Consider the following 22,505-nt stretch of genomic DNA (forward strand, 5'->3'; position numbering starts at 1 on the left):
CTGCTTAGTAACGCACGTTAGACGATATATCAAAAAATTGCCGGTTTTAGTCCGAAAGGATTAGGGATATTTTTATATCCTAATGGTTGTTTCAAAAAAGATTACAAGGTAATAAGTAATCCTTACAAAAATCTCACTTATATTCGATTTTACTTGCAAGGATCGCTATTAATTTTTGGCCCATATTTCCGTAGAAATTTTCATTCATCATTTTTCATTTATATGGTTGAAACAATCAGTTTTATTCGTAGATTAGAAGTATGCTCACAAAACCTAAGATCCTAGTTGTAGAAGATGAGATCATAGTCGCAGTTAACTTGGGCCAGAAACTTAAAAAATTAGGTTACGATCTAGTGGGCATCACTTCCTCCGGAGAGGAGGCCATCCAAAAGGCAGAAGAGAATCATCCCGATCTGGTCCTAATGGATATCAATATAGAAGGGAATCTGGACGGGATCCAAACTGCAGAACTTCTCCGAAACAGATTCCAAACTCCCGTTATTTATCTTACAGCATACGCGGACGAGAACACTCTTAATAGAGCCAAAAGGACCCAGCCTCTCGGTTATATAGTCAAACCATTCGAGTCAGACCAACTTCGCTCTTCTATCGAAGTTGCTTTGTATAAAAATGAGCTGGAACATAGAAACCGCAAAAACGAAGAATCCTTAAAATCCACTCTGAACCAAATGGAGTCAGGAATTATCACCACAGACGAAAACGGCTTGGTATTATTCTGTAATCCAGTGGCAGAAAAGATCGCTGGTCTTAGTTATGCAGAATCTATAGGACTTTCCTTAACAAAGATCCTAAAATTAGAAGATTCAAATTTTTCTTCTTATACTCTTCCACTTTCGGATGTATTGTCTTCTAACCAAACGATTGAGAAAAATGGAATATTCGCTGTCGATAGTATTGGAAATAAAACTTCAGTTTCTATCCAGATCTCCCCTATCTTAAATACAGAAGGAAAATCCAGTGGCTCGATCACTGTTCTTCGTTTGGGAGAATCGGATAATACCAATCAATCTTATCTGAAAGAGATCCATCATAGGATCAAAAACAATTTAACTGTTATTTCTTCCCTGCTAAGCATGAACGCTTCCAACCTAAAAGACCAGGAAACCTTGGATATTTTCAAGGACAGTCAGCATAGGATACAAGCAGTGGCACTTCTGCACGAAGTGCTTTATGAAAATCATGATCTATCTTCCATCAGTTTTGATCTGTATGTTCGTAAACTTACTGACCTTCTATTCGAAGTATATAAAGTAGATCGTTCTAAGTTCAAACTAGTGTTGGATATCCAAACTCCAAAGATCCCAAGCGAGATGGGAATGAACTGTGCATTGATCATTAACGAACTTTTAACCAACTCATTCAAACATGGATTCAAAGGTAGAGAAAGTGGTTCTATATTGATCCGTTTTAGTTTGAATGACGAACGATATTTCTTAGAAGTCAAAGATGATGGAGTCGGTCTGTCTGAGGATATATTGGCCCAAACACGCAATTCAGGCTCTTTAGGACTTTCTTTGGTAGATTCTTTCGTAAAACTTCTAAGGGGAAAGCTAAGTTTAGAGAACGAAAACGGCTGTAAGGTCACCTTAAGCTTCCCGGTAAAACACGAGACCTAAAAAACGTTTTACTCGTCGGCTGAATCGGATAACTCTGATCCCGATGAAGACAAACTTTGAATTCTTTGAAATCGTCGAGAGAGAAGACGGAGTAGCTATCGTCTTCTTAAACCGTCCCGACAAAAGAAACGCGATGAACTGGAGTTTCTGGAGAGACCTTCCCGATGTCGTACACGAAATTAACTCCAATCAAAAAATCAGATCCTTCGTAGTTGCAGCAAGAGGCAAATCATTCTCAACAGGTTTGGACCTGGACTCATTCTTCCAAGAATTTGGATCTGTAGTACAAGGTACATATGGAGATGATCGTAAAAAATTCTACGAGCTGATCCTAAGAATGCAGAAAGGGATCAACGCAGTTTATGATTCTCCTAAACCTTCTGTTGCCGCAGTCCAAAAACATTGTATTGGTGGTGGACTTGATCTCATCTCTGCCTGTGATATTCGTTATGCAACTTATGATGCAAGCATCTCTTTAAGAGAAGCAAAAGTAGCCATCGTAGCCGACATGGGCTCTATCAACAGGCTCCCTTCTATCATTGGCCAAGGAAACACAAGAGAACTCGCCTACACTGGAAAGGACATTGACGGAGAAGAAGCTCTCAGAATGGGACTTGTCTCTAAATTGTTCAAAGACCAGGATCAACTTTTGGAAGGTGCAATAGCAACCGCTTCCGAGATCGCAGCAAATCCAAGAATAGTGGTAGAAGGTACTAAGGAAGTAATGAACTACTCCGAAGGAAAACCTTTAGCTGTTGGTTTGAACTATGTCGCGGTTTGGAATTCCAGCTTTATGGATTCCAGAGATTTTAGAGAAGCGATGAAAGCCTTTAAAGACAGAAAAAGGCCTGAATATAATAAAAACTAATCTAGTGACTGTGGATGTGGGAACTCCTACAAACGAAATGAATACACTTGTGGAATTCCTACATCCTAATTAAACGTAAAGATCCAAAAGTCTGGATTTACCCTCAGAAGCCTGGGCTTGCACTTGAGCCTCTACGTTCAGCTTCAAAAGTTTAGAATTCATATCTGATTGAGCCTGGAATATTTCCCTAGGCAGATTGGCGATTCTTTCGATCATGAGAGATTGGCTGGTTTGGCTACCGATTTCCATTTTCTTTACCTCGTTTGAACTGGGGATTTTTTCTTTCCTTTGCCCCCGTTTCAATCATCGGTTGATCTGTGGAAAACTTGATTATTTTAGGAATTTTTTTAGCCTGTCCCAGTCGTGGGTTTTAGGGAACTGATCATAAGCGCCATCCATCGGGAAAGGCAGAGAGAATTTACTAAGGCGTTTAACCTATACAAGGAATCCCTGAATTTTACCCAAAATCCCAAAACTGTAGTGAAGGTGAAAAACCGTCAGGCCTGGTGCCAATATTATATTGGAAATACCAGAGAAACTCTGAATCTTTTTCAGGAATTACAGGATCGCTTTTCCACTCATCCGGAAAGCAGACTATATTATGCGAATTATCTCATTAAGGTTCACAATTTTAAATCTGCTAAAAAGATTCTCACCACAGCAATTGAGATATTTCCAGACCAGTTAGAATTATACCTAACTCTTGCGAGTTTATTAAAAGATACAGATAGATCCAACGAGGCAATCCAAGTATTAAAGCAGGCCTTATCCCAGGAAAAACTTTCCAGAGGAAGAGGTATCAAACGAAAAGATATTTGGTCGGAGCTTGGATATTTGTATTATCAGAGAGGAGATTATAACTCGGCCTTAGCTTCCTTAAAAACTGCCATGCGAATGGACGAAGAAGAAACATTCCTGCATTATGATATGATCGCTCAGTGTTATCTGAAAGTTTCGGATCATAAAAACGCACTTAAGTTTATAGATTTATACATCAAATATTTTGGAGAATCGGACGCGGACATACTCGTTGTAAAAGCGAGGGCCCACGCCCAGTTGCAAGAAAGCCACTTGGCCTGTGCATCTTTGCTACAGGCCTACTCCATGGAAAATGGTCTTAAACTTTCCGCAGAAGATATGGTAGATTTCGGTCCACTTCTGCAGACCGGATTTTTTGATACATTAGAGAATGTTGAAATAGACGAGGCCTAATCACTTCGCCTCTAATTTTTTCTTTGCAAGATCTTGGATCTTCAAGAAATCCTCTAACTTCATATTATTTTTTTCTCCGAGCGGAGAATTATCCATTTCACTATGATTATGAACATAAGGTATTCCAATTTTCAATAGGTCATCCTTGTCGATCACAATTGTTTTTGTTCCTTTTGTAACAGTGAGATAATCGGATGTAGGGATCATCTTAGAATGGTCTGAAGAATTTTCTAACTCTACTTTACCTTGGCAATGGCAGATAAGAGTCACATCCTCTACTACAGTTGTATAAAACTTGGTCCCTCTTACACCCGCAGTGGTTGTTGGAGTTCCTAAACTTAATCCCTCACCTTTTGCGAGTTTATTGGAGAGAAGCCAGGATCTTCCCTTCTCTTGGAAAAACTTTTTGTCTGATTTGATATCATCGAAGCGGAATCTGGAACCGGATTGGACCTCCAACAAGGAAGTATTCTCTCCAAATGCGATGGTTGCAGTGGCACCTTCGTCAGTAACCAATACATCACCATTTTGGATCTCTTTACCAATATCTGCCTTGGATTTTTCGGAACCTCTTTCCAAGGTAACATTCCCAACAACAAATGTGATTACTGCTTTATTTATATCTGCTTCCTTTTTGCCGCAAGAAAACAAAACACTTATTAAACTTAGAAGAAATAGAACTGATAATATTTTCATAGCGGTCGATCTTGGAGCTTCTTTTAAAGGAAGTAAATCGATTTTTAGTATAGAAGATAAAGTTTTAATTATTCTAAACGAAGAAGAGGACGAATAAAAGTCTTACGAGCGCCTATTTTTTCTTAGAAGTTTTCTTAGGAGCTGGGACTTTCCGTTTTATACTTTCTTTGGTTTGAATAAAGATCCAATCATTCAGGAACATTCGCAAGCTGGTTCACGTCCTCTCCAGGAACCAAAACGAACTCTCCATTGGAACCTTTTAGCCTACTTTCTAAATACGGTTTGTATTCTTCCGAATGAAAGAAAGTCTGCATTGCTTCTCTTGAAGGCCATTCAATGATCAAGAATAGTTGAGGAAGTTTTCTCTCCCCTTCTATTTTCTCCATATTTGTGGTTCTAGAAAGATATCTTCCTCCGAATTTTTCCACCATCTTGGTTACGTTACGAACATATGCTGGGATCCAACGAGCGCTGGTAATATTCAATTCTGCTACAGAATAATACTTCATGAACTTCTCCGCCTTCTTAGATTTTTCTATTCGGTTTTCTTCCGACAAATAGGAAAGGAAGCAAGCATTTTCGGGATTACTTTGAGATGTAAACTAGTGAAAATCCGTATATTCTTATGATCTTGAACGAATTTTTGAGGGCGATATTATAAGATCAGTCGAATCTTACTCGGTTTTAGTGCAAAATCCTCCTCAGACAAGAGGGATGTAATCGGTTCTTTTAATGGGATCGATAGAATATATCCACCGAGGAAAAAATGCAAAAAGAACATTTCGACGTGATCACTGTAGGCGCAGGTTTATCAGGGATCAGTGCAGGTTATCATCTTCAAAAACTTTGCCCGGGCAAAAAATACACAATCTTAGAAAGCAGAGCAGATATCGGCGGGACCTGGAGTTTGTTTCGTTATCCGGGAATTCGTTCAGATTCAGATATGTTCACCTTAGGCTATTCTTTTAGGCCATGGAAAGAAGCGAAGGCAATCGCCGACGGACCTTCTATCCTAAATTATGTGAGAGAGACAGCATCCGAATTTGGAATAGATCGTAATATCAGATTCGAGCATAGAGTAACATCAACTTCTTGGTCCAGTAAGGAAAACTTTTGGACATTGAATGTAGAAGTTGGACCCAAAAAAGAAAAGCGCACATACACTGCGGACTTTCTGTATATCTGCAGTGGTTATTATAATTATGATAAAGGATTTACTCCAAATTTTCCTGGAGCAAAGAACTTTAAGGGCCAGATCATTCATCCACAACATTGGCCAGAGAACTTAAACTACAAAGGTAAAAAAGTCGTGGTGATAGGAAGTGGTGCCACTGCGGTTACATTAGTTCCATCTATGGCGAACGATGCTTCTCACGTTACAATGTTACAAAGATCACCGACCTATATTACGAGTCTTCCGTCCAAAGATATAGTTGCAGATTTTCTGAGATTCATTCTGCCTGCGAAGCTGGCTCATCATATCACTCGGATCAAAAACATTCTGATCCAAATCTGGTTTTACCAAGTTTGTAAAAGATCTCCTAACTTTGCGAAATGGTTAATCAGATTGAGATTAAAAGTATCTCTTCCTAAAGGTTACGATATAGATACTCATTTCAAACCGAATTACCAACCTTGGGACCAAAGAGTTTGTTTAGTTCCTGACTCTGATCTTTTCAAATCAATCTCTAAAGGAAAAGCTTCGATAGTCACAGACCATATTGAAACTTTCACCTCCAACGGAATTAAATTAAAATCCGGAAAAGAATTAGAAGCAGATATCATAGTCACTGCAACAGGATTGGAATTACTCGCGATCGGCGGGATCCAATTGAAAGTAGACGGTGAAATAATAGACATTTCTAAACAATTTACTTTCAAAGGGCTAATGTTGAGTGGAGTTCCTAATTTTGCATTCTGCGTAGGTTATACAAATGCATCTTGGACATTAAGAGCTGACTTAACTTCCACATATGTTGCAAGACTTCTTAATCATATGGAAGCAAAAGGTTACAAACAATGTGTGCCCGTTTGTGATCCTTCAAAAATGGAGAAGGAGCCGATACTCGATCTAAATTCAGGATATATCCAGAGAGCGATAGAACAATTCCCTCAAAGAGGAGCAAATCGTCCCTGGAGGTTCCATCAGAATTACCTAATGGATCTATTCGATATAAATTTCGCCAACGTGAACGACTCTAATTTGTCGTTCGGATAAATAATTAAAATAGGAAGAAGAAAAACCAAATGAAAAGTTTTAAAAATAAAGTCGCTGCTATCACCGGAGCAGGCTCCGGAATGGGGAGAGAACTTGCTATCCAGCTTGCAGAACAAGAATGCAATCTTGCATTATCAGACGTAAATGAGGCTGGCCTTGCTGAAACAGTCCAATTAGTAAAGAAGAAGAATCCTAACGTATCGATTACCAGCCAAAAACTAGATGTATCAGATCGGTCTGCAGTTTTTGATTGGGCCTCTAAAGTAGCCAAAGATCATAATAAGGTAAATTTAATATTCAATAATGCAGGTATAGCTTACGGCTCCACGATAGAAGGTTTTGAATCCAAAGATTTTCAAAGAGTGATGGATATCAATTTTGGTGGAGTGGTAAACGGAACCCAAGCATTTCTACCCTATCTAAAAGAAAGCGGAGAAGGCCATATCATCAATACTTCCAGTGTATTCGGGATCATCGCAGTTCCGGGAACTTCTGCATATAACGCATCCAAATTTGCAGTTAGAGGATTTACAGAGACCTTAAGACAAGAATTGGATTTTACCAAGGCAAAAGTTTCTGCCACGAGCGTCCATCCAGGCGGGATCAAAACAGCAATTGCAAAAAGTTCCAAAACAAATGATAGCGTGAAAGCGCTCGGCTTAGATCCAAACACTGCTGGAGAAAAAATGTCTGCTCAGTTTATAACCACTGCAGAACGTGCAGCAAAAGTGATCTTAAAAGGTGTAAAGAAAAATTCTCGCAGAGTACTCATCGGACCAGATGCGGTTTTCTTAGATTTGATGCAGAGAATTTTCCCAAGTTCTTATCCTAAGATCATTACTAAGGCACTTATGGGAAGAATGGCCAAGTAGAACTTAAGAGCTGGGAAACCGGCTCTAAATCCCAACTTCATTTTGTTTATAAATAAAGTGGATTTGTATACTTTATAAAACCTAAATTCATTCGCTGTTTTTCTAATTTTTAGGTCATACTTAAAGTATGAACAATATTAGGAAAACCAAACTAGGAAACCAAGGACTTATCGTTCCAATCGAAGGACTTGGCTGTATGGGTATGACCCAAATCGCTGGTGCAAATATTTACGGCCCGAGTGATGAGTCAGAATCAATAGCGACAATTCATCGCGCGTTAGAATTAGGTGTCAATTTTTTAGATACCGCAGATCTCTACGGGCCTTTGAAAAATGAAAGGCTAGTAGCGAAAGCGATCCGAGGAAACCGAAATAAGTACATTATTGCTACCAAGTTCGGATTTGAAATTGATGATCAGGAACAACTCACTTGGAAGATCAACGGTCGCCCTGAATACGTCAGAAAGGCGATCGAACGTTCCTTAAAAAATTTAGGAACGGATTATATCGATCTTTATTACCTTCACCGTTTAGATCCAAATACACCGATCGAAGAAACAGTGGGAGCGATGTCCGATCTCGTGAAAGAAGGAAAAGTGAAATATATCGGGCTTTCGGAAGTAGGTTCGGAAACGATCCGAAAAGCAAATAAAATTCACCCACTTTCTGCAGTTCAATCCGAGTATTCCCTTTTCGAAAGAGATATAGAAAGATTAGGAATTTTGAATACTTTAGAAGAACTTGGAATCGGGTTAGTGGCATATTCTCCTTTAGGAAGAGGATTTTTGACCGGACAGATCAAGACTCCTGAAGATTTTGAAGAAAACGATTTTAGAAAGAACATACCTCGATTCCAGGGAGATCAGTTTTACAAAAACATAGAACTTGTGAAAGAGATCGAAAAACTTGCGACTCAAAAAGGAATTTCTTCTTCTCAATTGGCTTTAGCTTGGGTTGCATCTAAAAATATAATCTCTATCCCCGGGACCAAAAGGATTAAATATTTAGAAGAGAATATCAAAGCCGCAAATATCTCTCTTAGTAAGGAAGAATTGGAAAAATTAGAATCTATCGTTCCAATAGAATTATCTACCGGGAACCGATATGACGACAACGGAATGTCCATAGTAAATCAATAAGATTTTAATTGTACATTAGCTCCCGATTTTTTTAAGCAAAAGTTTAAGAATAATCGGGAGAACTCAATTTTCCAAACGGTCAAAATAAAGATGAGTTCTAAAAATTTAGTCACAATCAACTCTGTGTCGGAATTTCACGAGATATTCGGATATCCTAAACCCGCACATCCCCTAATTAGTATCACTCAACTAAAGGGCACCAATTCCAAAATGAAATCCTTTATGACAGAAAATAGATTCATGTATGATTTTTACACCATCTCTATAAAAAGAAACATAAAAGGGTCTATTAAATATGGAAGACAAAGTTTAGATTTCAGGGAAGGAATCATGGGATTTAGTTCACCCAAACAAATTTTTTCCTTCGAAGATGATATAGATATTTCAGAACTTTCGGGCTGGTATCTGATATTCCATACCGACTTAATCAGAAATTACGATATCGCAAGAAGGATCAAAAGTTACGGTTTCTTCTCTTATGAAGTGAATGAGGCATTACACCTTTCCGAAAAGGAAGAGTCCATAATCGATTCCATTATGAATAACATCCAGGACGAATATCTCACTTCGATAGACTCGTATAGCCAAGATCTCATAGTTTCGCAGATAGAGTTATTGATCCAATACGCAAATCGATTCTACAATAGACAGTTTATCACCCGCAAAAATATGAACCAAGATCTCTTATTCAGTTTGGAAAAAATATTAGAAGAATATTATATATCTTCTAAATTTTCAGAATTAGGGATCCCGACCGTAAAATACATATCATTCCAGTTGAGCGTCTCTCCGAATTACCTGAGCGATATGTTACGCAATCTTACTGGCTATAACACTCAACAACATATCCACAATTGGATTATAGAAAAAGCGAAAGAAAAACTATCTACAACTTCCCTATCTGTAAACGAAATTTCGCTACAACTCGGATTCGAATATCCTCAGTATTTCAGTAGATTATTTAAAACGAAGACGAAACTTTCTCCAATGGAGTTTCGGAATTCATTCGAATAGCAATACTACATTACTCCTCTTCAACCGAAGCACTTGGTGCATTTTTCTTAACGGACTCAATCCCATCTTTACATGCTTGTTTAGAAGTATAACCTTCTCCAGTCGCAATAATCTCTCCATTTGCAGCTTTTAATCTAAATCTGTATTCTCCTTTAGCATCCTGATAAATTACGAATTTTGCAGACATTTGAACCTCCGATTGGTGGAAGAAATATAGTGCAACGTAAAAGAGACAGTCAATTTATTTTTGGAATTTTGCCCATTAAAACGGTTGAGGCAAGTTTGATTCTTTACTTTACCAGAATCAACAATAGGGTCTAAATGCCCAGAAGACAAAATGAAACGTTTTATTCCCTGTGCTATTACGACACTTCTACTTGGAACCAATTGTTTTGCAGTTCCTACGAACGAAAGGACTGCATGCCATTATAAACTCAAAAATAATATCGGTTCATTAGGCAATGATAGTTGCATGATCTCTGTAGGTCAAATTTTGACTTACAACGATCCATCCTCAACTCCAGAACAAAGAGAGGAAGCTTTAGGTTTCTTCAATCTTTTCTTTCCAGACTGCGTAGAGTATCGAAATGAATACGAAAAATGTAATAAAGAAATTAATAACTACATTCCGACACTACATCCTCAATAAAGATTCGTTTTACTTTTTAGGCGATTCGGGATATTTCATTTGATAATCAACATCTTCATAAAAATGATCGAACCGCTTTGTAATAAAGATATTTGCATCCGAAATATTATCACTGAAATCGCCAATTTTAAGATTTGCATAACTTCCATCGGAAGTCTGACGCATAGAGCATCCGATCAAATTGGTTGAAAAACTTACCGTTTTACCTGTCCAAGCAAAATAGAGATTCTCTATATCAATAGTATGACTAACGTTTAAATGAAAATTTCTTCGTTAGTAACAACGAATTATTTCAAGGTCTTATTCAGAGACTTCGACTCTTTGACCCAACTTCGATAATTGTAACTTTGCATTTACTATAAAAATACCAAATATCACAAGGAATGCTCCGCCAAGATCATAGATATTGGGAGCTTCCCCCAAAACCCAAGAAGTTAACATTGCAATTACAGGGATCAAGTTTCCAAATATAACTGCCTTATCAGGGCCCACTGCTTGGATTCCGTAATTCCAACAAAGATATCCTAAGAATGTACTTAAACCGGCCATATACAGGATCGCGAACCAAGCTGAATTAGGTATGGTCGTAAATTCAGTATTCCAGTCTCCATTGATCAAAGTTAAAACAAACAATGTAAGAGTACCGAATAACGCGGTATATGCAGTTGTTTGAATAGTAGAAACTCCCGGAATATACTTTTTCATTCCTACAGAGTAAAAGCTCCAACAAGTAGCCGCCATCAGAATAAATAATATCCCTTCTCCATGAAACGCGTTTAGAAGAGCATCCATACTTCCATCAGAAATGACAAGTATAACACCCAGAAAAGAGATCAAAGTTCCTAGATAATGTTGAAACTTGATCTTAGTTTTTAACATAAAGTAAGAGAGAAAGATAGCAATCGCAGGACTAGCAGCAATTACGATTGCTGCGTTCATAGGAGAAGCCTTCTTCATTCCAATAAAGAAGAAAAAATTAAATCCAAAAACTCCGATGATTCCAAGCGAAACAAATACTAGTAAGGTTCTTCTATCTACCTTTAATAATTTTCTATTCGTAATGAATACGAACAAAAATAAGAAGAAGGTTGCGAATACGAAACGAAGCGCTCCAGCCAGGCTTGGTGAGAAGTAAGTGAGTGCTTCTTTTGCCACATGAAATGTAGTTCCTGTAATGAGAGCAAAGAATATTAAAGAAAGATACGGTTTGATAGATTGCATTTTGAATTCCTATTCTGTTTTTAAAAGATTTTCATATTCTTTTAATTTTGTCTTGGTAAGTCGGATCATTGATTCTAGATCCTTTTTCTTTTGTTCCAGTTTTTGAAGATGAGTCTCTAATATTCGTATCCTTTTATTTAAAGGAGGTTTGAAATTTTCTCCGCTTTCTACTTTATCTAGGATACATCCTTCTATGAAGAATTCCTTGATATCTTCCAAAGACATATTCATCTCTTTTAAAGTTCTGATTCCCTTAAGATGGCGGATCTCCTTTTCAGAATATTTCCGATCTTTTCCGTACATTCTTTCAGGTTTGCGTAAAATTCCAATCTTCTCGTAATAACGGAGTGTATAAGGACTGAAATTCGTGATCTCTGAAATTTCTGAAATACTTAGAGACTTACTCATTCTGATTCTCCGGATTCCTTGGAACCCTATAGATAAGACTCACCTAGAGTTAGCTCTAAGTCTAAATTTATCCTTAATTTTGGGAAATTTTTAGTTTTGAGAGAAAAGGATCTCGACTCGTCTACCATCCCAACGGCAGAGCTCCGCTACGCCTACCGGCCATCTAGCAAATATAATATGAATAAAAAACACATTTATCTGAATAAACAACATCGCTTCCTGCGAATAATCGCCTAAGGTAGGATTAGGCAATGATATGGCAGTATCAAATCTTTACCTTCTCTTCTAATTCCTGTACAATCCTATATATAAATTGCCTATTGCAGGAGGATTGAAATGGAACGGTTTTTTAAAAAGGATAATTATGAAATCGGCATCACAAGGACAGAATCGAAAAACATATTTGTTCTTTCGTATATATTCTTTCTTCTCTTTATCTTATCCGGATGTTGCGTGCCTACTAAATACCCAAACTCGGATCATTACAACGGGAAACATTTCTACAATCCAACCCAACTTGAAGAAAATGGAATATGGAGAACTTTAAAACTTCTTACCACAATTGATTTTGAAGATTGGCCAAAGAAGGCTCAAAATGAAAAAACAAATCTGATTAAAAATCCATTATATAAAGATCAAATCGCGATCACTTTCATTAATCATGCCACTGTATTGATCCAATCACGTGAGATAAACATCCTTACCGATCCGGTTTGGTCTGAGAGGATCAGCCCGGTGAGCTGGGCAGGAACAAAAAGAGTCAGAGAACCAGGTATTCAGATAGAGGACCTTCCTCCGATAGATCTGGTGATTATCAGTCATAACCATTATGATCATCTAGACTTGGAAACTTTAAAAACGCTCAATAGAAAATTCTCTCCTAAATTCCTTGTTCCGTTAGGAGATAAGGAACTACTACAATCTGAAGGAATTCCGAATACAGATGAGATGGACTGGTGGCAAACAATCAAAATAGAAAAGAAAGCAGAAGTAACTTTTGCTCCTACCCAACATCTTTCTGCAAGAGGCATATTCGACTGGAATCGCAGTTTATGGGGCAGCTACATGATCACAATCGGGAATAAACGAGTATATTTTGGCGGAGATGCTGCATATTCTTCTCACTACAAAGAAATTAAAAGACGTTTAGGCGAACCAGATATTTCTCTTTTGCCGATCGGAGCTTATGAGCCTAGATGGTTTATGAGGTTAGTCCACATGAATCCTTTGGATGCCATTCAAGCTCATTTGGATTTAGGTTCTAAACTTTCAATAGGGATACATTTTGGAACATTTCAACAAACAGAAGAGGCATTAAACGCACCAGTCGAAGAATTAAAGAAGGAATTACTTAAAGCCGGATTGAATCTAAGTAATTTCATAGTACAGAAAGAAGGAATAGCACGGATTTATTAAATCAATTTAAAAAGACCTCGGTGATCGCCTTCCATTCTTCATCTTATTAGCCTTGACTCTTAATTAACAAGATGAAGAATTAAATCCATTCTGGAGTGGTCGTTCCGTGATTCGTATCGATCCAAAAGCCTGACAAAAGGAAAATAAAATGGGACTAACAAATTTAGGTATATTTCACACTACGATTGGAGTTATTGCTATCATAGCAGCAATCATTTCATTCATAAAATACGGTATAATTAATCTATCACAACTAACGGGAAAAATATATTTTTATGCCACATCCATTGCTGCGTTAACGGCATTAGGAATTTCTAAACATGGAGGCTTTAACCCGGGGCACGTTCTTTCCATAATCATTATTTTTTTAATATTAAGCGCATTCTTTCTTTCAGTAAAAAAGAAAGGAAACAACAAAAGTCGCTATTTTGAGAATTTCTTTTTATCTTTCAGCTTTTTTCTGTCGTTAGTTCCTACCACAAATGAAACGCTCACTCGACTCCCCGTAGAGCACCCATTGGCAAAAGATATAACTGATCCCTTAATTGGTAAAACCTTACTTGTGTTTCTTGTATTTTTCATTCTTGGATCGATCTATCAATTTATAAAACAGCGGAGAATCAATAAGGCAGCCTGATAAACTTATTAGTCTGAATTTGAACGTTTTCTATCAGTCTTCGGTTAAGAATGAAGCGCTGGAGATTGATAGGAAAAGATCTCTACTCAAAAAGTATCCGCATTTTCTTACTGAAAATATAATGCTGCAAGAAAACCATATCATCCGGATTAGAATCAAAAAAGTTCACACCTAATTGGAATTTCCCGTTCCCGATTTCCAAAAATCGAACCACTTCTCCTCTTAAGACTAAATTCCTTTCAGAGATAGGAATGAACATCTTGATGATATTATGTTGTTTTAGATAATTAAAAGTTCTTTCATCTTCTATTTCGAATAGAAGTCCATTCATACTAATGTCAAGTATACGAGTCACTGCTTCTTCGTTTCTAAAGTTTTCCTGACGTATATAAACCTTAGTCAAAGCATAGGTAAGAATATCTCCTAATTCTTCTATATATAATGCCTGTTGTTGTACGATAGAAAATTTATCCATCGCTGTAGAGAATACTTTCACATAACCGATTGGATCGTTGAATAAACGGATTGGAGTGACTATATAAGAGATTAAGAAGTTACGGACTTCTTCCTTTTGAAGTTCTCTGAAGAATTCATCTGCTTTTGCCTGCCCTCTGGTCTGAATCAAGCTTAGATACTCATCACGGAAATTGTCTAGATATGGATCCTTCTCCTCTCCTATATAACTTTTGATTAAAGAACAATCAGGAACATAGACGGAGCGATTATACTTTTTTATAAAGTCTCCAAAAAATCCTCCATCTTTTCCAGGACCGAAAAATACGACCTCATAATCTTTTGAAATTCCCAGAATATATTCAGTAACCATTAAGTTGATTAACTTAAGGCTTGGATTATCCTTTTTAATTTCTTTCATTAGATGAAAAAATCTTTGTTCAACACTTAGATTTTTTCCAAGTTCTCTTTCGCCCCCGCTTAAGGAACGATAGAGGATCACATAATTCATAAAAAGATCGTCTACTGCCACCCTCAGGTTTTTACGGAATGCGGCTGCTTGTAATTCAGAAGGGATCTTAACTCTTACATGGTCTTCCCAAAAGTCCAGAAGTACCACTTCGAATTGATAAAGTATATTCAAGATCTCGAAACTGATTTTTGCTCTTAATATCCCTTTTGGTTGGAGATAGGGAACATAGAGAACGAGAGTATCTTCGCTAACTTCCTCAACGACGGAGTTAAGCTTCTCCCCTTCATAATCGAATGGGAATTCTCTTTGATCCGCTTTCAAACTATAGAATAAGTGTTTAACTAGATTAATATCTGAACCGATGATTGTTTCCCCAAACATCGTTTCTAAAATTGTAATCAGTTCCTGGAGTGTATCCGATCGTCCTACAGCCATAGCAGTCCGGGTAAAATTCTCCCGTATCTTTATTTTCGACTTCGGGACTTTAGGAATCCAGTGCTACCTTTCATAAATCGGAGCATTCTTCTTTTTTTCGCAAATGAGACATATACGAGTATTTTCCGGAAGGAAATTGTTCAGGGGATTTTTATGCTTCTGCCGAAAAATAAAGCATGGCAGAGAACAAGTCCGAACTGAATCCAGAACTTTTCGATATGATGCGTCGTGGACAACTTTCCGCGAATAAGATCCTTAACTTGATTTCACTTAGAGAACTTGTGGATAAATTCGCTTCCAAACCATTTTTGGAAGAAGAAAAACTCCAAGAGATCAAGGAACGCACTGGAGTGGAGCCGGACATCCTTACTTGGGGTGATTATTTCCAAACTGAGATCGCTTCCCGTTATTTTGATAAAACTGATTCTGAATTTTCAAAGATCGTGGACACTATTCGTTTCGATCTGATCTCTGCTCACCTGATCTTCTCCGCTAAACCTGATTATTTCGTGGACTCTGTTAGAGGCCAAGCTCTTGTTTCTAAGTCTATCGATAGCTCATTCTGGACTTTAGAAGATGAGGAGAATGTTCATTTAGAAATTCTTCTGGATTATTACGACCAAATGGGTATCGGTGAAAAACCTCTTTCTGTTTCGGATCGAGTTTGGTACGAAAGTTTTGAATTAAAACAGGAAGCTGTTTAATGGCATTAGTCGATTCAGAAACAGTAGAACTTTCTTCCGAATCTAGAATAGAAATTCTTTATCTGAATAACCCGGAAACTAAAAACTCCATGACCGTTGCCATGGGTCATGAGTTCCAAGCTCAAATAGAAAAACTCAAAAAAAATCCACCTAGAGCGGTTGTCATTACTGGTAAGAACGATATTTTCTCCGCTGGTGGTAATTTCGAATTATTAAAATCTTTCGCCGAGAAGTCTTTCGAACAAAACAAAAAAGAAATGTTCGAATTTTATAATCTATTCTTAAGCGTTAGAGATCTAAATGTTCCTGTGATCTGTGCGGCAAATGGTCATGCAATCGGTGCAGGACTTTCCATTACTCTTGCTTGCGACCTTAGAGTTTTTGCAGATGAAGGAAAATACCAATTTAATTTCGTAAAATTGGGAATTCATCCAGGAATGGGTTCCAGCTATCTTGCAAAAGAATTGTTCGGGATGGAAACTGCAAACCGACTTTTATTTTTAGCAGAAACTGTAAGTGGTAAAGAAGCTCATTCCCTAGGAATTTGTTATGATTCCGTTCCCAAAGGAGAAGTTTTACAAAGAGCAACTGAGATCGCCATTTCTCTAAGTGAAAGTGCTCCTATGGCGCTTAGTGAATTAAAGAAAAATATTTACGATCGTGAAAAACTAAACGCAGCTTTGCGCAAAGAAGCAGAATCTCAAGCTCTTAACTTCTTATCTCAGGATTTCAGAGAAACGATCAAATCAATAGAAGAAAAAAGAAAACCGGTTTTTAGAGGGCGTTAATCAAAACGTCCTATTCAAGGGCGAGTTGTATTAACGATTAAAGATTCTTTAATAAAGGTTTTAATTCGAGAAGTATCTGTTCTTCAGGAATTGCCAAATCTAGTTTATCTACTTTTTTAGGAATTCTTCCAGAAGAGACATCATCTCCCAATGCTTTGATCTTAGCTAAGATAGCCTGATCTGTACAGTTAGAGATCGAAATAATATTAGGGACTTCTTTTCCCCAAGAAAATTTCAGTCCTGGAGAATCTACAAAGAAGGATTCAGTGATACCATCACCTTCTTTATCTATCATAGTATAAACTGTGGAATCTCCTGTGACTACAGTGACTTTCTTCCCTTTTAAAAAACGATCTACTTTGATCCGGGTGTTTGTCATGTCCCGGTTCCAAATATAATAGTATAATTTATCTATCTGAGAATCAATCAGTCGATCCACTGCAGTTTTAAAAAGTTGTCCGTATTTTTTCCCAACTTCTTCTTCTCCTCTCATGAGGCCATCTACTTCTCTTGGAGTTGTAGAATGAAGATAAAAATCAGGAAGCCCGTTAGAATGATTCGTATAGAATATTTGCTCTTTTCTATCGCCAGGATAAGGATTCGAATCTACAGAAGTATTATGCAAAAAACCTAATAGGAATTTTTTCCTTTCTTGGGTTTTGGATTTCAATTCTTCAAATCTTCCTCTAAGAGAACTTGTTTTTGGAGAATCTTTTCCGTAGATACGCTCTGTTCTCGAGTATTCAGCATACACGGCCTTCTCCGCTGCATACGATTTCAGAAGTTCATCATCATATTTCAATAGAAGATCAAATTCTTTATTCTTCTCTTCCGGTTCTGCAGAAGCTCCCGGAGTAGTATTCGCTTTAGTAGTTTCCGCCTGGTTTGGTTCTGTTTTAGAAGAAGGTTTGGTTCTTTCCGATTCAGGTAATTTATAATATTCTTGTTCCAGATCTTTTAGTCTGGTGAATTTATAAATTTTATTTAAATAGTCCTTTTCCTTGTCCTTTACCTGGGCTGGATCATCGAATCCATCCTTTAAAAGAGTAAGTTGTCCTCTATCAATGATGAGTAACGTGGATTCTGAAGTATCTCGATTCAGATTTCTCTCAGGAAGAGCCTTACCTTCTTTATCCACCAATTGTATATAATGAAATGCTACACGATCCGTGCGGAAATCGTTGATGTTTGTTACATCTGGAGAATTTTGCAGATCCGGAGCTGCAGATAATATGACCCCGGAGATCAAAAGAATAAAAACGACTAAGGTTGTACGTTTGGACCCGGACATATCCTTAATACTATCGGCTTTGAAAAGGGCCAAAACAACCCTTTCATCCAGTTAATTTAAGGAGAAAACTCCGGAATACCGGATAAATCTTAAGGCTGTCTTGTATGGGTATAAGAGAGCAAATAGCTTAAACCTGGCAGATCTCCCACTTCTCCGCCTAACTTATATTCGATACTATTTAGATCAGGATAGTTTTCGAATAAGGTTTTTTCAGTCGCTAAGAATGCAGAAGATAATAGTCCCAATTTTTTACGCTCTATCTCTGCAGACTTTTGCTCTTCTGTCATCTGACTTGCATAAGTGTAATCGATACGGAACTTCATATCTGAAAGTAAGTTTTCCAATGTGGACTTTCTCAAATCCAAGATCAAAACATCTCCTCTTTTCCAGATAGAGATCACTGAATCTTGCAAGTTCGGAAGTTTTTTCAGATTTCTATATTGAGCAGAAGCATTTGGAACAGTAGGATCGAAATAACTGGATTCTCCAGCTTCTCCCACCAATGTCAAAACATCATGTCTGAAATCCTCACCAGTTAAGAGGACTTTTCTTTTTACTGGGAATACCTGACCTTCTCCATCTGAACCGTATATTACGATTTCTTTTCTAGGATCGAAGTTTGGCAGATCATATAATGTGAATGGAACGAGTAGTTTTAATGGATTTTTTCCTGCGAGGATAAACCCGGTTAGGAATAATAATACGATTATCCAAGAATAAGTTAAGAATAATATCCTTTTGGATTCTTTAGAATCGGCGGCTCTGGTTGCCAATTCGAAAACCCATGTATAGAAGGTATCCAAATGAGTGAGGAAGCGATTCCAAATTTCCTTAATCTTTTGCAAGTTCATACGCTCTCACACCTTCTAATATACTTTTGGCCAATTTCACTTGATGAGTTTTATCAGCCAATACCTCTGATTCTTTATTATGGGTGAGGTAACCCATTTCGACCAGAATGGCAGGCATCAAACTTCCCCTTAGCACAGAAAAGTCCGCCTTCTTCACTCCTCTAGACAATATCTTTGGACCAAGGTTTTTTTTCATCTCAGATTCAACACTTCTGGCGAGAAGACGGCTTCTTCTTTGGATCATAGAGGACATCATTCCGGCCTGGATCTTCCCGTAGGAGGTCCCACCTTTTTTGCCTGAAATCCCATTTTCGAATAATGAGACTTCTCTTGCGGTTTCTGTGCTGGGGGTCTGGGATAAATAATACACTTCAAAACCATTTACATCCGAAGAAATGGAAGCATTACAATGTAAACTTACAAATAAAACGGATCCGCCCTTTTGGATTTCTTTATTTGCGATCTCTGACCTTCTTTCTAATTCTATAAATGAATCATTGGATCTGGTTAGGATCACTCTAACTTCAGGATATACCTTATTCAGGAATTTTTTTACGAAGCGGGCCACCTGGAGAGAGACTAATTTTTCCTGGGTTCCTTTATCAGAAGAAGTCCCTGGATCTTTTCCTCCATGTCCCGCATCCACAATGATCGCAGAAAGTTTTAACCTTTCCGCTTTAGGTAATAGATCGAATATAAGTTCGTCTTCTTTAAATTCGTAACTTACATCTCCTGGTAATAAACGTACAAAGATGGCTTCTACCAAATCAGGAGGAAGTAAGAAATCCTTATCTTTATAGACTACTGGTAAATTCGTTTTTTCTAAACTACCATTGATTGCATAAAAGGAAGCTCCGATCCTAAATCGGATCTCACCGGAGGCATGAGAGATAGAGCCTACTAATGTAGCAGACTCGAATTTGGATTGTAGACCTGGGATTTTTTTATGGATTTCTTCGAAGGAAACGTAACCGTTCTTGCCGATGGTTTGTATCCTGGACTCGGCAAAAACAGGTGCGCTAAAGAGTAGAAAGAATCCTAACCCCCAAAGAAGGATTTGATCCTTGTCCAAATTGATCCCTTCTTCTTGTCTGAAGATCTTTTAGAATCGTTTATATCGAATAAGTTACGCTTGCTCTTATCGTAATTCGATTTCTGTTTTTTATTCTCGTGGTTTTGATGATTTGGAGAATGTTGTTTTTGGAAATCGGAACGTTGTTTTCCTTTCTTTTGGCTTTGGTTTTTCTGGCCTCTATCTTTACGAGCACCATTGGAACCGAAAACACTGTCCGCTTTTTGTAAAAACTCTTGGGCTTCTTGGATAGCAGCTTCTGGTCTTTTTTTATGACCGCCGTGTTGCTGCTTGCCGCCTGGTTTTGAATCTCTGTTGAAATCTTTTTTGCGATCTCCAGATTCTTTGTTCCAGGTTTTTTCTCCTCTTTGATTCCCACCGCTACCATTACGTTGGAAATCGCCTCTTTGTTTTTTAGGACCTCTGTCGCCTCTTCCTTGGTTTCTGTTTCCATTTCTTTCGACAGGAGCATTATCAAATGCATCTCCACCTACAAAAGCTTGGAATTCTCCTGCAGGGAATGTAAGTGCTTCTTCATGAACTGGTAGAACATCTATCTTTTGTTTCAGATATTTTTCGATCTTCTCCAATTCAACATAATCTGATTCGGAGCAGAAGCTGATGGACCTACCCATTCTGCCTGCTCTTGCAGTTCTTCCGATCCTATGCACATAATTCTCTGTGTCTTGAGGAAGATCGAAATTGAAAACTACTTCGATATTTTCTACGTCTATACCACGACTTGCAACATCAGTCGCGACCATAAACTTAAACTTTCCGGATTTAAAATCCCTCATAAGTCTAAGTCTTTTTTTCTGATCTAAGTCCGAAGAGATCCCAGTGATAGGAATTCCGAACTTTCTGAGAGAATAAACTATTTTAGGAATATTCGCTTTAAAATTTGTGAATATAATTCCTTGTCCTTCCAGCTCTTCGGCAAGAATGGAGTTCACCATATAAGGTAACTTCTCCTCTCTTCCCAAATGGACAAGTTTCTGATCGATCCTTTCAGTGATCAGTTTATCAGGATTGATCTGTATCTCAACAGGCTCGTTCATAAAACGATATGCAAGTCGCATAACTTCTACAGAGAGAGTTGCAGAGAAAAGTAAAGTCTGCTTTCTATTCTTACATTTATGAAGAAGCCAACGTATATCGTAGATGAAACCCATGTCCAACATACGATCCGCTTCATCCAAAATGAAAAACTCAACCTTTTCCAGATCAGCGCTTCCGCTTCTTGCTAGGTCTATCAATCTTCCCGGAGTTGCAACAATCAGACCGTTTAGTCCGTTTAGATCTCTGTTCTGGACTTTATAATCAGTTCCGCCAATGATTGGGACAACTCTATAGTCTGTATGTTTCAGTAACTTTTCGGCTTCTTCCGAAATTTGGATCACTAACTCTCTAGTAGGAGCAAGGATCAGAGTACTGACTCCCTGTATTCCTCTTGTCAAGATGGAGTGAATGGTTGGCACCAAGAATGCCACAGTTTTACCGGTTCCTGTTTGTGCTAAACCGGTAACATCCCTACCTTCTATTCCGGGAGGGATTGCTTTTTCTTGTATAGGAGTGAGCTCTGTAAATCCTGCGTCTTGGATTGCTTTTTGCAGGTTAGGCTCTAGATTTAATTCTTCGAATTTCATATTTTTTTAATCGCGATTGAGTGGAATGTGTCGGCGTAGCAGGAGAGGTTTGCGTAGCGAACAAAGAGCCGATGTGTCAGGTATTTGCCTTTCCATCCCTTATCTCTAATAGGGTGGTATGACATTGGTTTCCTATATACCGTGACGAGACCGTACATTTTCAACATTTTTTTAAGAGAATCAGGTGAGTAATCCCAAAAATGGTCCGACGGATGAGTGCGAAACCATTCTTCAGGGTTAGTTTGAAAAGAAGGTCCATTCAATGAAGGAAGACCTAAGAATAATAGCCCACCAGGCTTTAACAATTTATTAATCCTCTCGAAAACAAGCTCCGCGTTCGGAAAATGTTCTATTACAAAAAACGCACAGACCGCATCGAAAGTTTCTTTGGGAAAAATGGAATCGTCCAAGAACGAACCGGAGACAACATCCAAACCTAATTTGTTTTTGGAGTATTCCGCTTCTGTCGCAGAAAGTTCCATACCTTTAACTTTGTATCCCTTCTTCTCCGCTTCGGATAAGAAGAAGCCAGCAGCGGATCCTATCTCGAAAAGAGTTTTACCTTTCGGATCTTGGAATGCGCTCATCATCTCTAAACGTGCCTTGGCTAAATTTCTAAGCTGAGGTTCGTCCTCGTAGTAGGTCTTTTTGTACTGATTCTTATATTCTTCCTGAAAATAGGAATCTTCGTAATCCCTTTCCTTTGCCAATTTATAGAAATGGACCCCCGTGCGACGGCATACCATATAGGCTTCCGGATATTCTGGATGAGGTTCCAATTCGAGTATTGAGGACATGCTTGCCTAC

At 38.0% G+C, this 22,505-nt stretch carries 24 protein-coding genes; 12 read left to right on the top strand and 12 right to left on the bottom strand.

Features of this window, described 5'->3' with window-relative positions:
* Positions 1-260 precede the first annotated feature (260 nt).
* Positions 261-1,637, top strand: a complete 1,377-nt coding sequence (locus CH362_RS16015) for a histidine kinase dimerization/phosphoacceptor domain -containing protein (protein ID WP_100711332.1) — start codon at positions 261-263, stop codon at positions 1,635-1,637.
* Between the two features lie 43 nt (positions 1,638-1,680).
* Entirely contained in the window at positions 1,681-2,505 is an 825-nt protein-coding gene (locus CH362_RS16020) for a crotonase/enoyl-CoA hydratase family protein (protein ID WP_100711333.1), read from the top strand.
* Positions 2,506-2,574: 69 nt separating this feature from the next.
* Here the strand turns inward: CH362_RS16020 and CH362_RS16025 are convergent, their stop codons facing one another.
* Entirely contained in the window at positions 2,575-2,754 is a 180-nt protein-coding gene (locus tag CH362_RS16025) for a hypothetical protein (protein ID WP_100711334.1), read from the bottom strand.
* A 114-nt stretch (positions 2,755-2,868) separates the two neighbouring features.
* Here CH362_RS16025 and CH362_RS16030 point away from each other — a divergent pair, with 114 nt between their 5' ends.
* Positions 2,869-3,717: a tetratricopeptide repeat protein gene (locus CH362_RS16030; protein ID WP_100711335.1), complete on the top strand. Its 849-nt coding sequence runs from the start codon at positions 2,869-2,871 to the stop codon at positions 3,715-3,717.
* Here CH362_RS16030 and CH362_RS16035 read toward each other — a convergent pair whose 3' ends face one another.
* Both CH362_RS16035 and CH362_RS16040 read right to left on the bottom strand, forming a co-directional pair.
* Positions 3,718-4,413 carry a FecR family protein gene (locus CH362_RS16035; RefSeq protein ID WP_100711336.1) on the bottom strand — a complete coding sequence of 232 codons (696 nt, stop codon included), beginning with the start codon at positions 4,411-4,413 and terminating at the stop codon, positions 3,718-3,720.
* 188 nt (positions 4,414-4,601) lie between these two features.
* On the bottom strand, positions 4,602-4,922 hold the full coding sequence (locus CH362_RS16040) for a DUF1330 domain-containing protein (protein ID WP_100711403.1): 321 nt from the start codon (positions 4,920-4,922) through the stop codon (positions 4,602-4,604).
* 257 nt (positions 4,923-5,179) lie between these two features.
* Here CH362_RS16040 and CH362_RS16045 point away from each other — a divergent pair, with 257 nt between their 5' ends.
* The 4 genes from CH362_RS16045 (at position 5,180) to CH362_RS16060 (ending at position 9,655) form a co-directional block, all read left to right on the top strand.
* The gene (locus CH362_RS16045; RefSeq protein ID WP_100711337.1) at positions 5,180-6,631 is read left to right on the top strand and encodes a flavin-containing monooxygenase; all 1,452 of its coding nucleotides are present in this window, start codon (positions 5,180-5,182) and stop codon (positions 6,629-6,631) included.
* 29 nt (positions 6,632-6,660) lie between these two features.
* Positions 6,661-7,503, top strand: a complete 843-nt coding sequence (locus CH362_RS16050; RefSeq protein WP_100711338.1) for an SDR family NAD(P)-dependent oxidoreductase — start codon at positions 6,661-6,663, stop codon at positions 7,501-7,503.
* Positions 7,504-7,630: 127 nt separating this feature from the next.
* On the top strand, positions 7,631-8,641 hold the full coding sequence (locus tag CH362_RS16055; protein ID WP_100711339.1) for an aldo/keto reductase: 1,011 nt from the start codon (positions 7,631-7,633) through the stop codon (positions 8,639-8,641).
* A 90-nt stretch (positions 8,642-8,731) separates the two neighbouring features.
* Positions 8,732-9,655, top strand: coding sequence for a helix-turn-helix domain-containing protein (locus CH362_RS16060; protein WP_100711340.1), 924 nt, complete (start codon positions 8,732-8,734; stop codon positions 9,653-9,655).
* 10 nt (positions 9,656-9,665) lie between these two features.
* On the opposite strand, the gene CH362_RS16065 is transcribed toward CH362_RS16060, so the two are convergent.
* Positions 9,666-9,842, bottom strand: a complete 177-nt coding sequence (locus tag CH362_RS16065) for a YegP family protein (protein ID WP_100711341.1) — start codon at positions 9,840-9,842, stop codon at positions 9,666-9,668.
* A 150-nt stretch (positions 9,843-9,992) separates the two neighbouring features.
* On the opposite strand from CH362_RS16065, the gene CH362_RS16070 reads away from it, so the two are divergent.
* On the top strand, positions 9,993-10,304 hold the full coding sequence (locus CH362_RS16070; RefSeq protein WP_100711342.1) for a hypothetical protein: 312 nt from the start codon (positions 9,993-9,995) through the stop codon (positions 10,302-10,304).
* A 300-nt stretch (positions 10,305-10,604) separates the two neighbouring features.
* Here the strand turns inward: CH362_RS16070 and CH362_RS16075 are convergent, their stop codons facing one another.
* Both CH362_RS16075 and CH362_RS16080 read right to left on the bottom strand, forming a co-directional pair.
* Complete coding sequence (locus CH362_RS16075) at positions 10,605-11,525, bottom strand: DMT family transporter (protein ID WP_100711343.1); 921 nt, start codon at positions 11,523-11,525, stop codon at positions 10,605-10,607.
* A gap of 9 nt (positions 11,526-11,534) precedes the next feature.
* On the bottom strand, positions 11,535-11,933 hold the full coding sequence (locus CH362_RS16080; protein ID WP_100711344.1) for a MerR family transcriptional regulator: 399 nt from the start codon (positions 11,931-11,933) through the stop codon (positions 11,535-11,537).
* Between the two features lie 453 nt (positions 11,934-12,386).
* Between CH362_RS16080 and CH362_RS16085 the strand changes: the two genes are divergently transcribed.
* Entirely contained in the window at positions 12,387-13,349 is a 963-nt protein-coding gene (locus tag CH362_RS16085) for an MBL fold metallo-hydrolase (RefSeq protein WP_244280621.1), read from the top strand.
* A gap of 148 nt (positions 13,350-13,497) precedes the next feature.
* The gene (locus tag CH362_RS16090) at positions 13,498-13,986 is read left to right on the top strand and encodes a hypothetical protein (RefSeq protein ID WP_100711346.1); all 489 of its coding nucleotides are present in this window, start codon (positions 13,498-13,500) and stop codon (positions 13,984-13,986) included.
* 82 nt (positions 13,987-14,068) lie between these two features.
* On the opposite strand, the gene CH362_RS16095 is transcribed toward CH362_RS16090, so the two are convergent.
* A complete protein-coding gene (locus CH362_RS16095; protein ID WP_100711347.1) occupies positions 14,069-15,346 on the bottom strand; it encodes a PilZ domain-containing protein in 1,278 nt (425 codons plus the stop codon).
* Between the two features lie 176 nt (positions 15,347-15,522).
* Between CH362_RS16095 and CH362_RS16100 the strand changes: the two genes are divergently transcribed.
* Together CH362_RS16100 and CH362_RS16105 are read left to right on the top strand one after the other, a co-directional pair.
* Positions 15,523-16,050, top strand: coding sequence for a hypothetical protein (locus CH362_RS16100; RefSeq protein ID WP_100711348.1), 528 nt, complete (start codon positions 15,523-15,525; stop codon positions 16,048-16,050).
* Positions 16,050-16,838 carry an enoyl-CoA hydratase/isomerase family protein gene (locus CH362_RS16105; RefSeq protein WP_100711349.1) on the top strand — a complete coding sequence of 263 codons (789 nt, stop codon included), beginning with the start codon at positions 16,050-16,052 and terminating at the stop codon, positions 16,836-16,838. The genes CH362_RS16100 and CH362_RS16105 overlap by 1 nt, the downstream gene beginning before the upstream one ends.
* 37 nt (positions 16,839-16,875) lie before the next feature.
* On the opposite strand, the gene CH362_RS16110 is transcribed toward CH362_RS16105, so the two are convergent.
* From CH362_RS16110 to CH362_RS16130, 5 genes are all read right to left on the bottom strand, one after another.
* Entirely contained in the window at positions 16,876-18,129 is a 1,254-nt protein-coding gene (locus tag CH362_RS16110; protein ID WP_100711350.1) for a hypothetical protein, read from the bottom strand.
* Between the two features lie 89 nt (positions 18,130-18,218).
* Complete coding sequence (locus CH362_RS16115; protein ID WP_100711351.1) at positions 18,219-18,980, bottom strand: LIC_10740 family protein; 762 nt, start codon at positions 18,978-18,980, stop codon at positions 18,219-18,221.
* Positions 18,961-20,052 carry an N-acetylmuramoyl-L-alanine amidase family protein gene (locus CH362_RS16120; protein WP_100711352.1) on the bottom strand — a complete coding sequence of 364 codons (1,092 nt, stop codon included), beginning with the start codon at positions 20,050-20,052 and terminating at the stop codon, positions 18,961-18,963. Before CH362_RS16120 ends, CH362_RS16115 begins: the two co-directional genes overlap by 20 nt.
* Complete coding sequence (locus tag CH362_RS16125) at positions 20,019-21,698, bottom strand: DEAD/DEAH box helicase (RefSeq protein WP_100711353.1); 1,680 nt, start codon at positions 21,696-21,698, stop codon at positions 20,019-20,021. Before CH362_RS16125 ends, CH362_RS16120 begins: the two co-directional genes overlap by 34 nt.
* The gene (locus CH362_RS16130) at positions 21,695-22,495 is read right to left on the bottom strand and encodes a class I SAM-dependent methyltransferase (RefSeq protein ID WP_100711354.1); all 801 of its coding nucleotides are present in this window, start codon (positions 22,493-22,495) and stop codon (positions 21,695-21,697) included. The genes CH362_RS16125 and CH362_RS16130 overlap by 4 nt, the downstream gene beginning before the upstream one ends.
* Between the last annotated feature and the right edge of the window lie 10 nt (positions 22,496-22,505).

This window comes from Leptospira saintgironsiae, from assembly GCF_002811765.1.
Lineage (GTDB): Bacteria > Spirochaetota > Leptospiria > Leptospirales > Leptospiraceae > Leptospira_B > Leptospira_B saintgironsiae.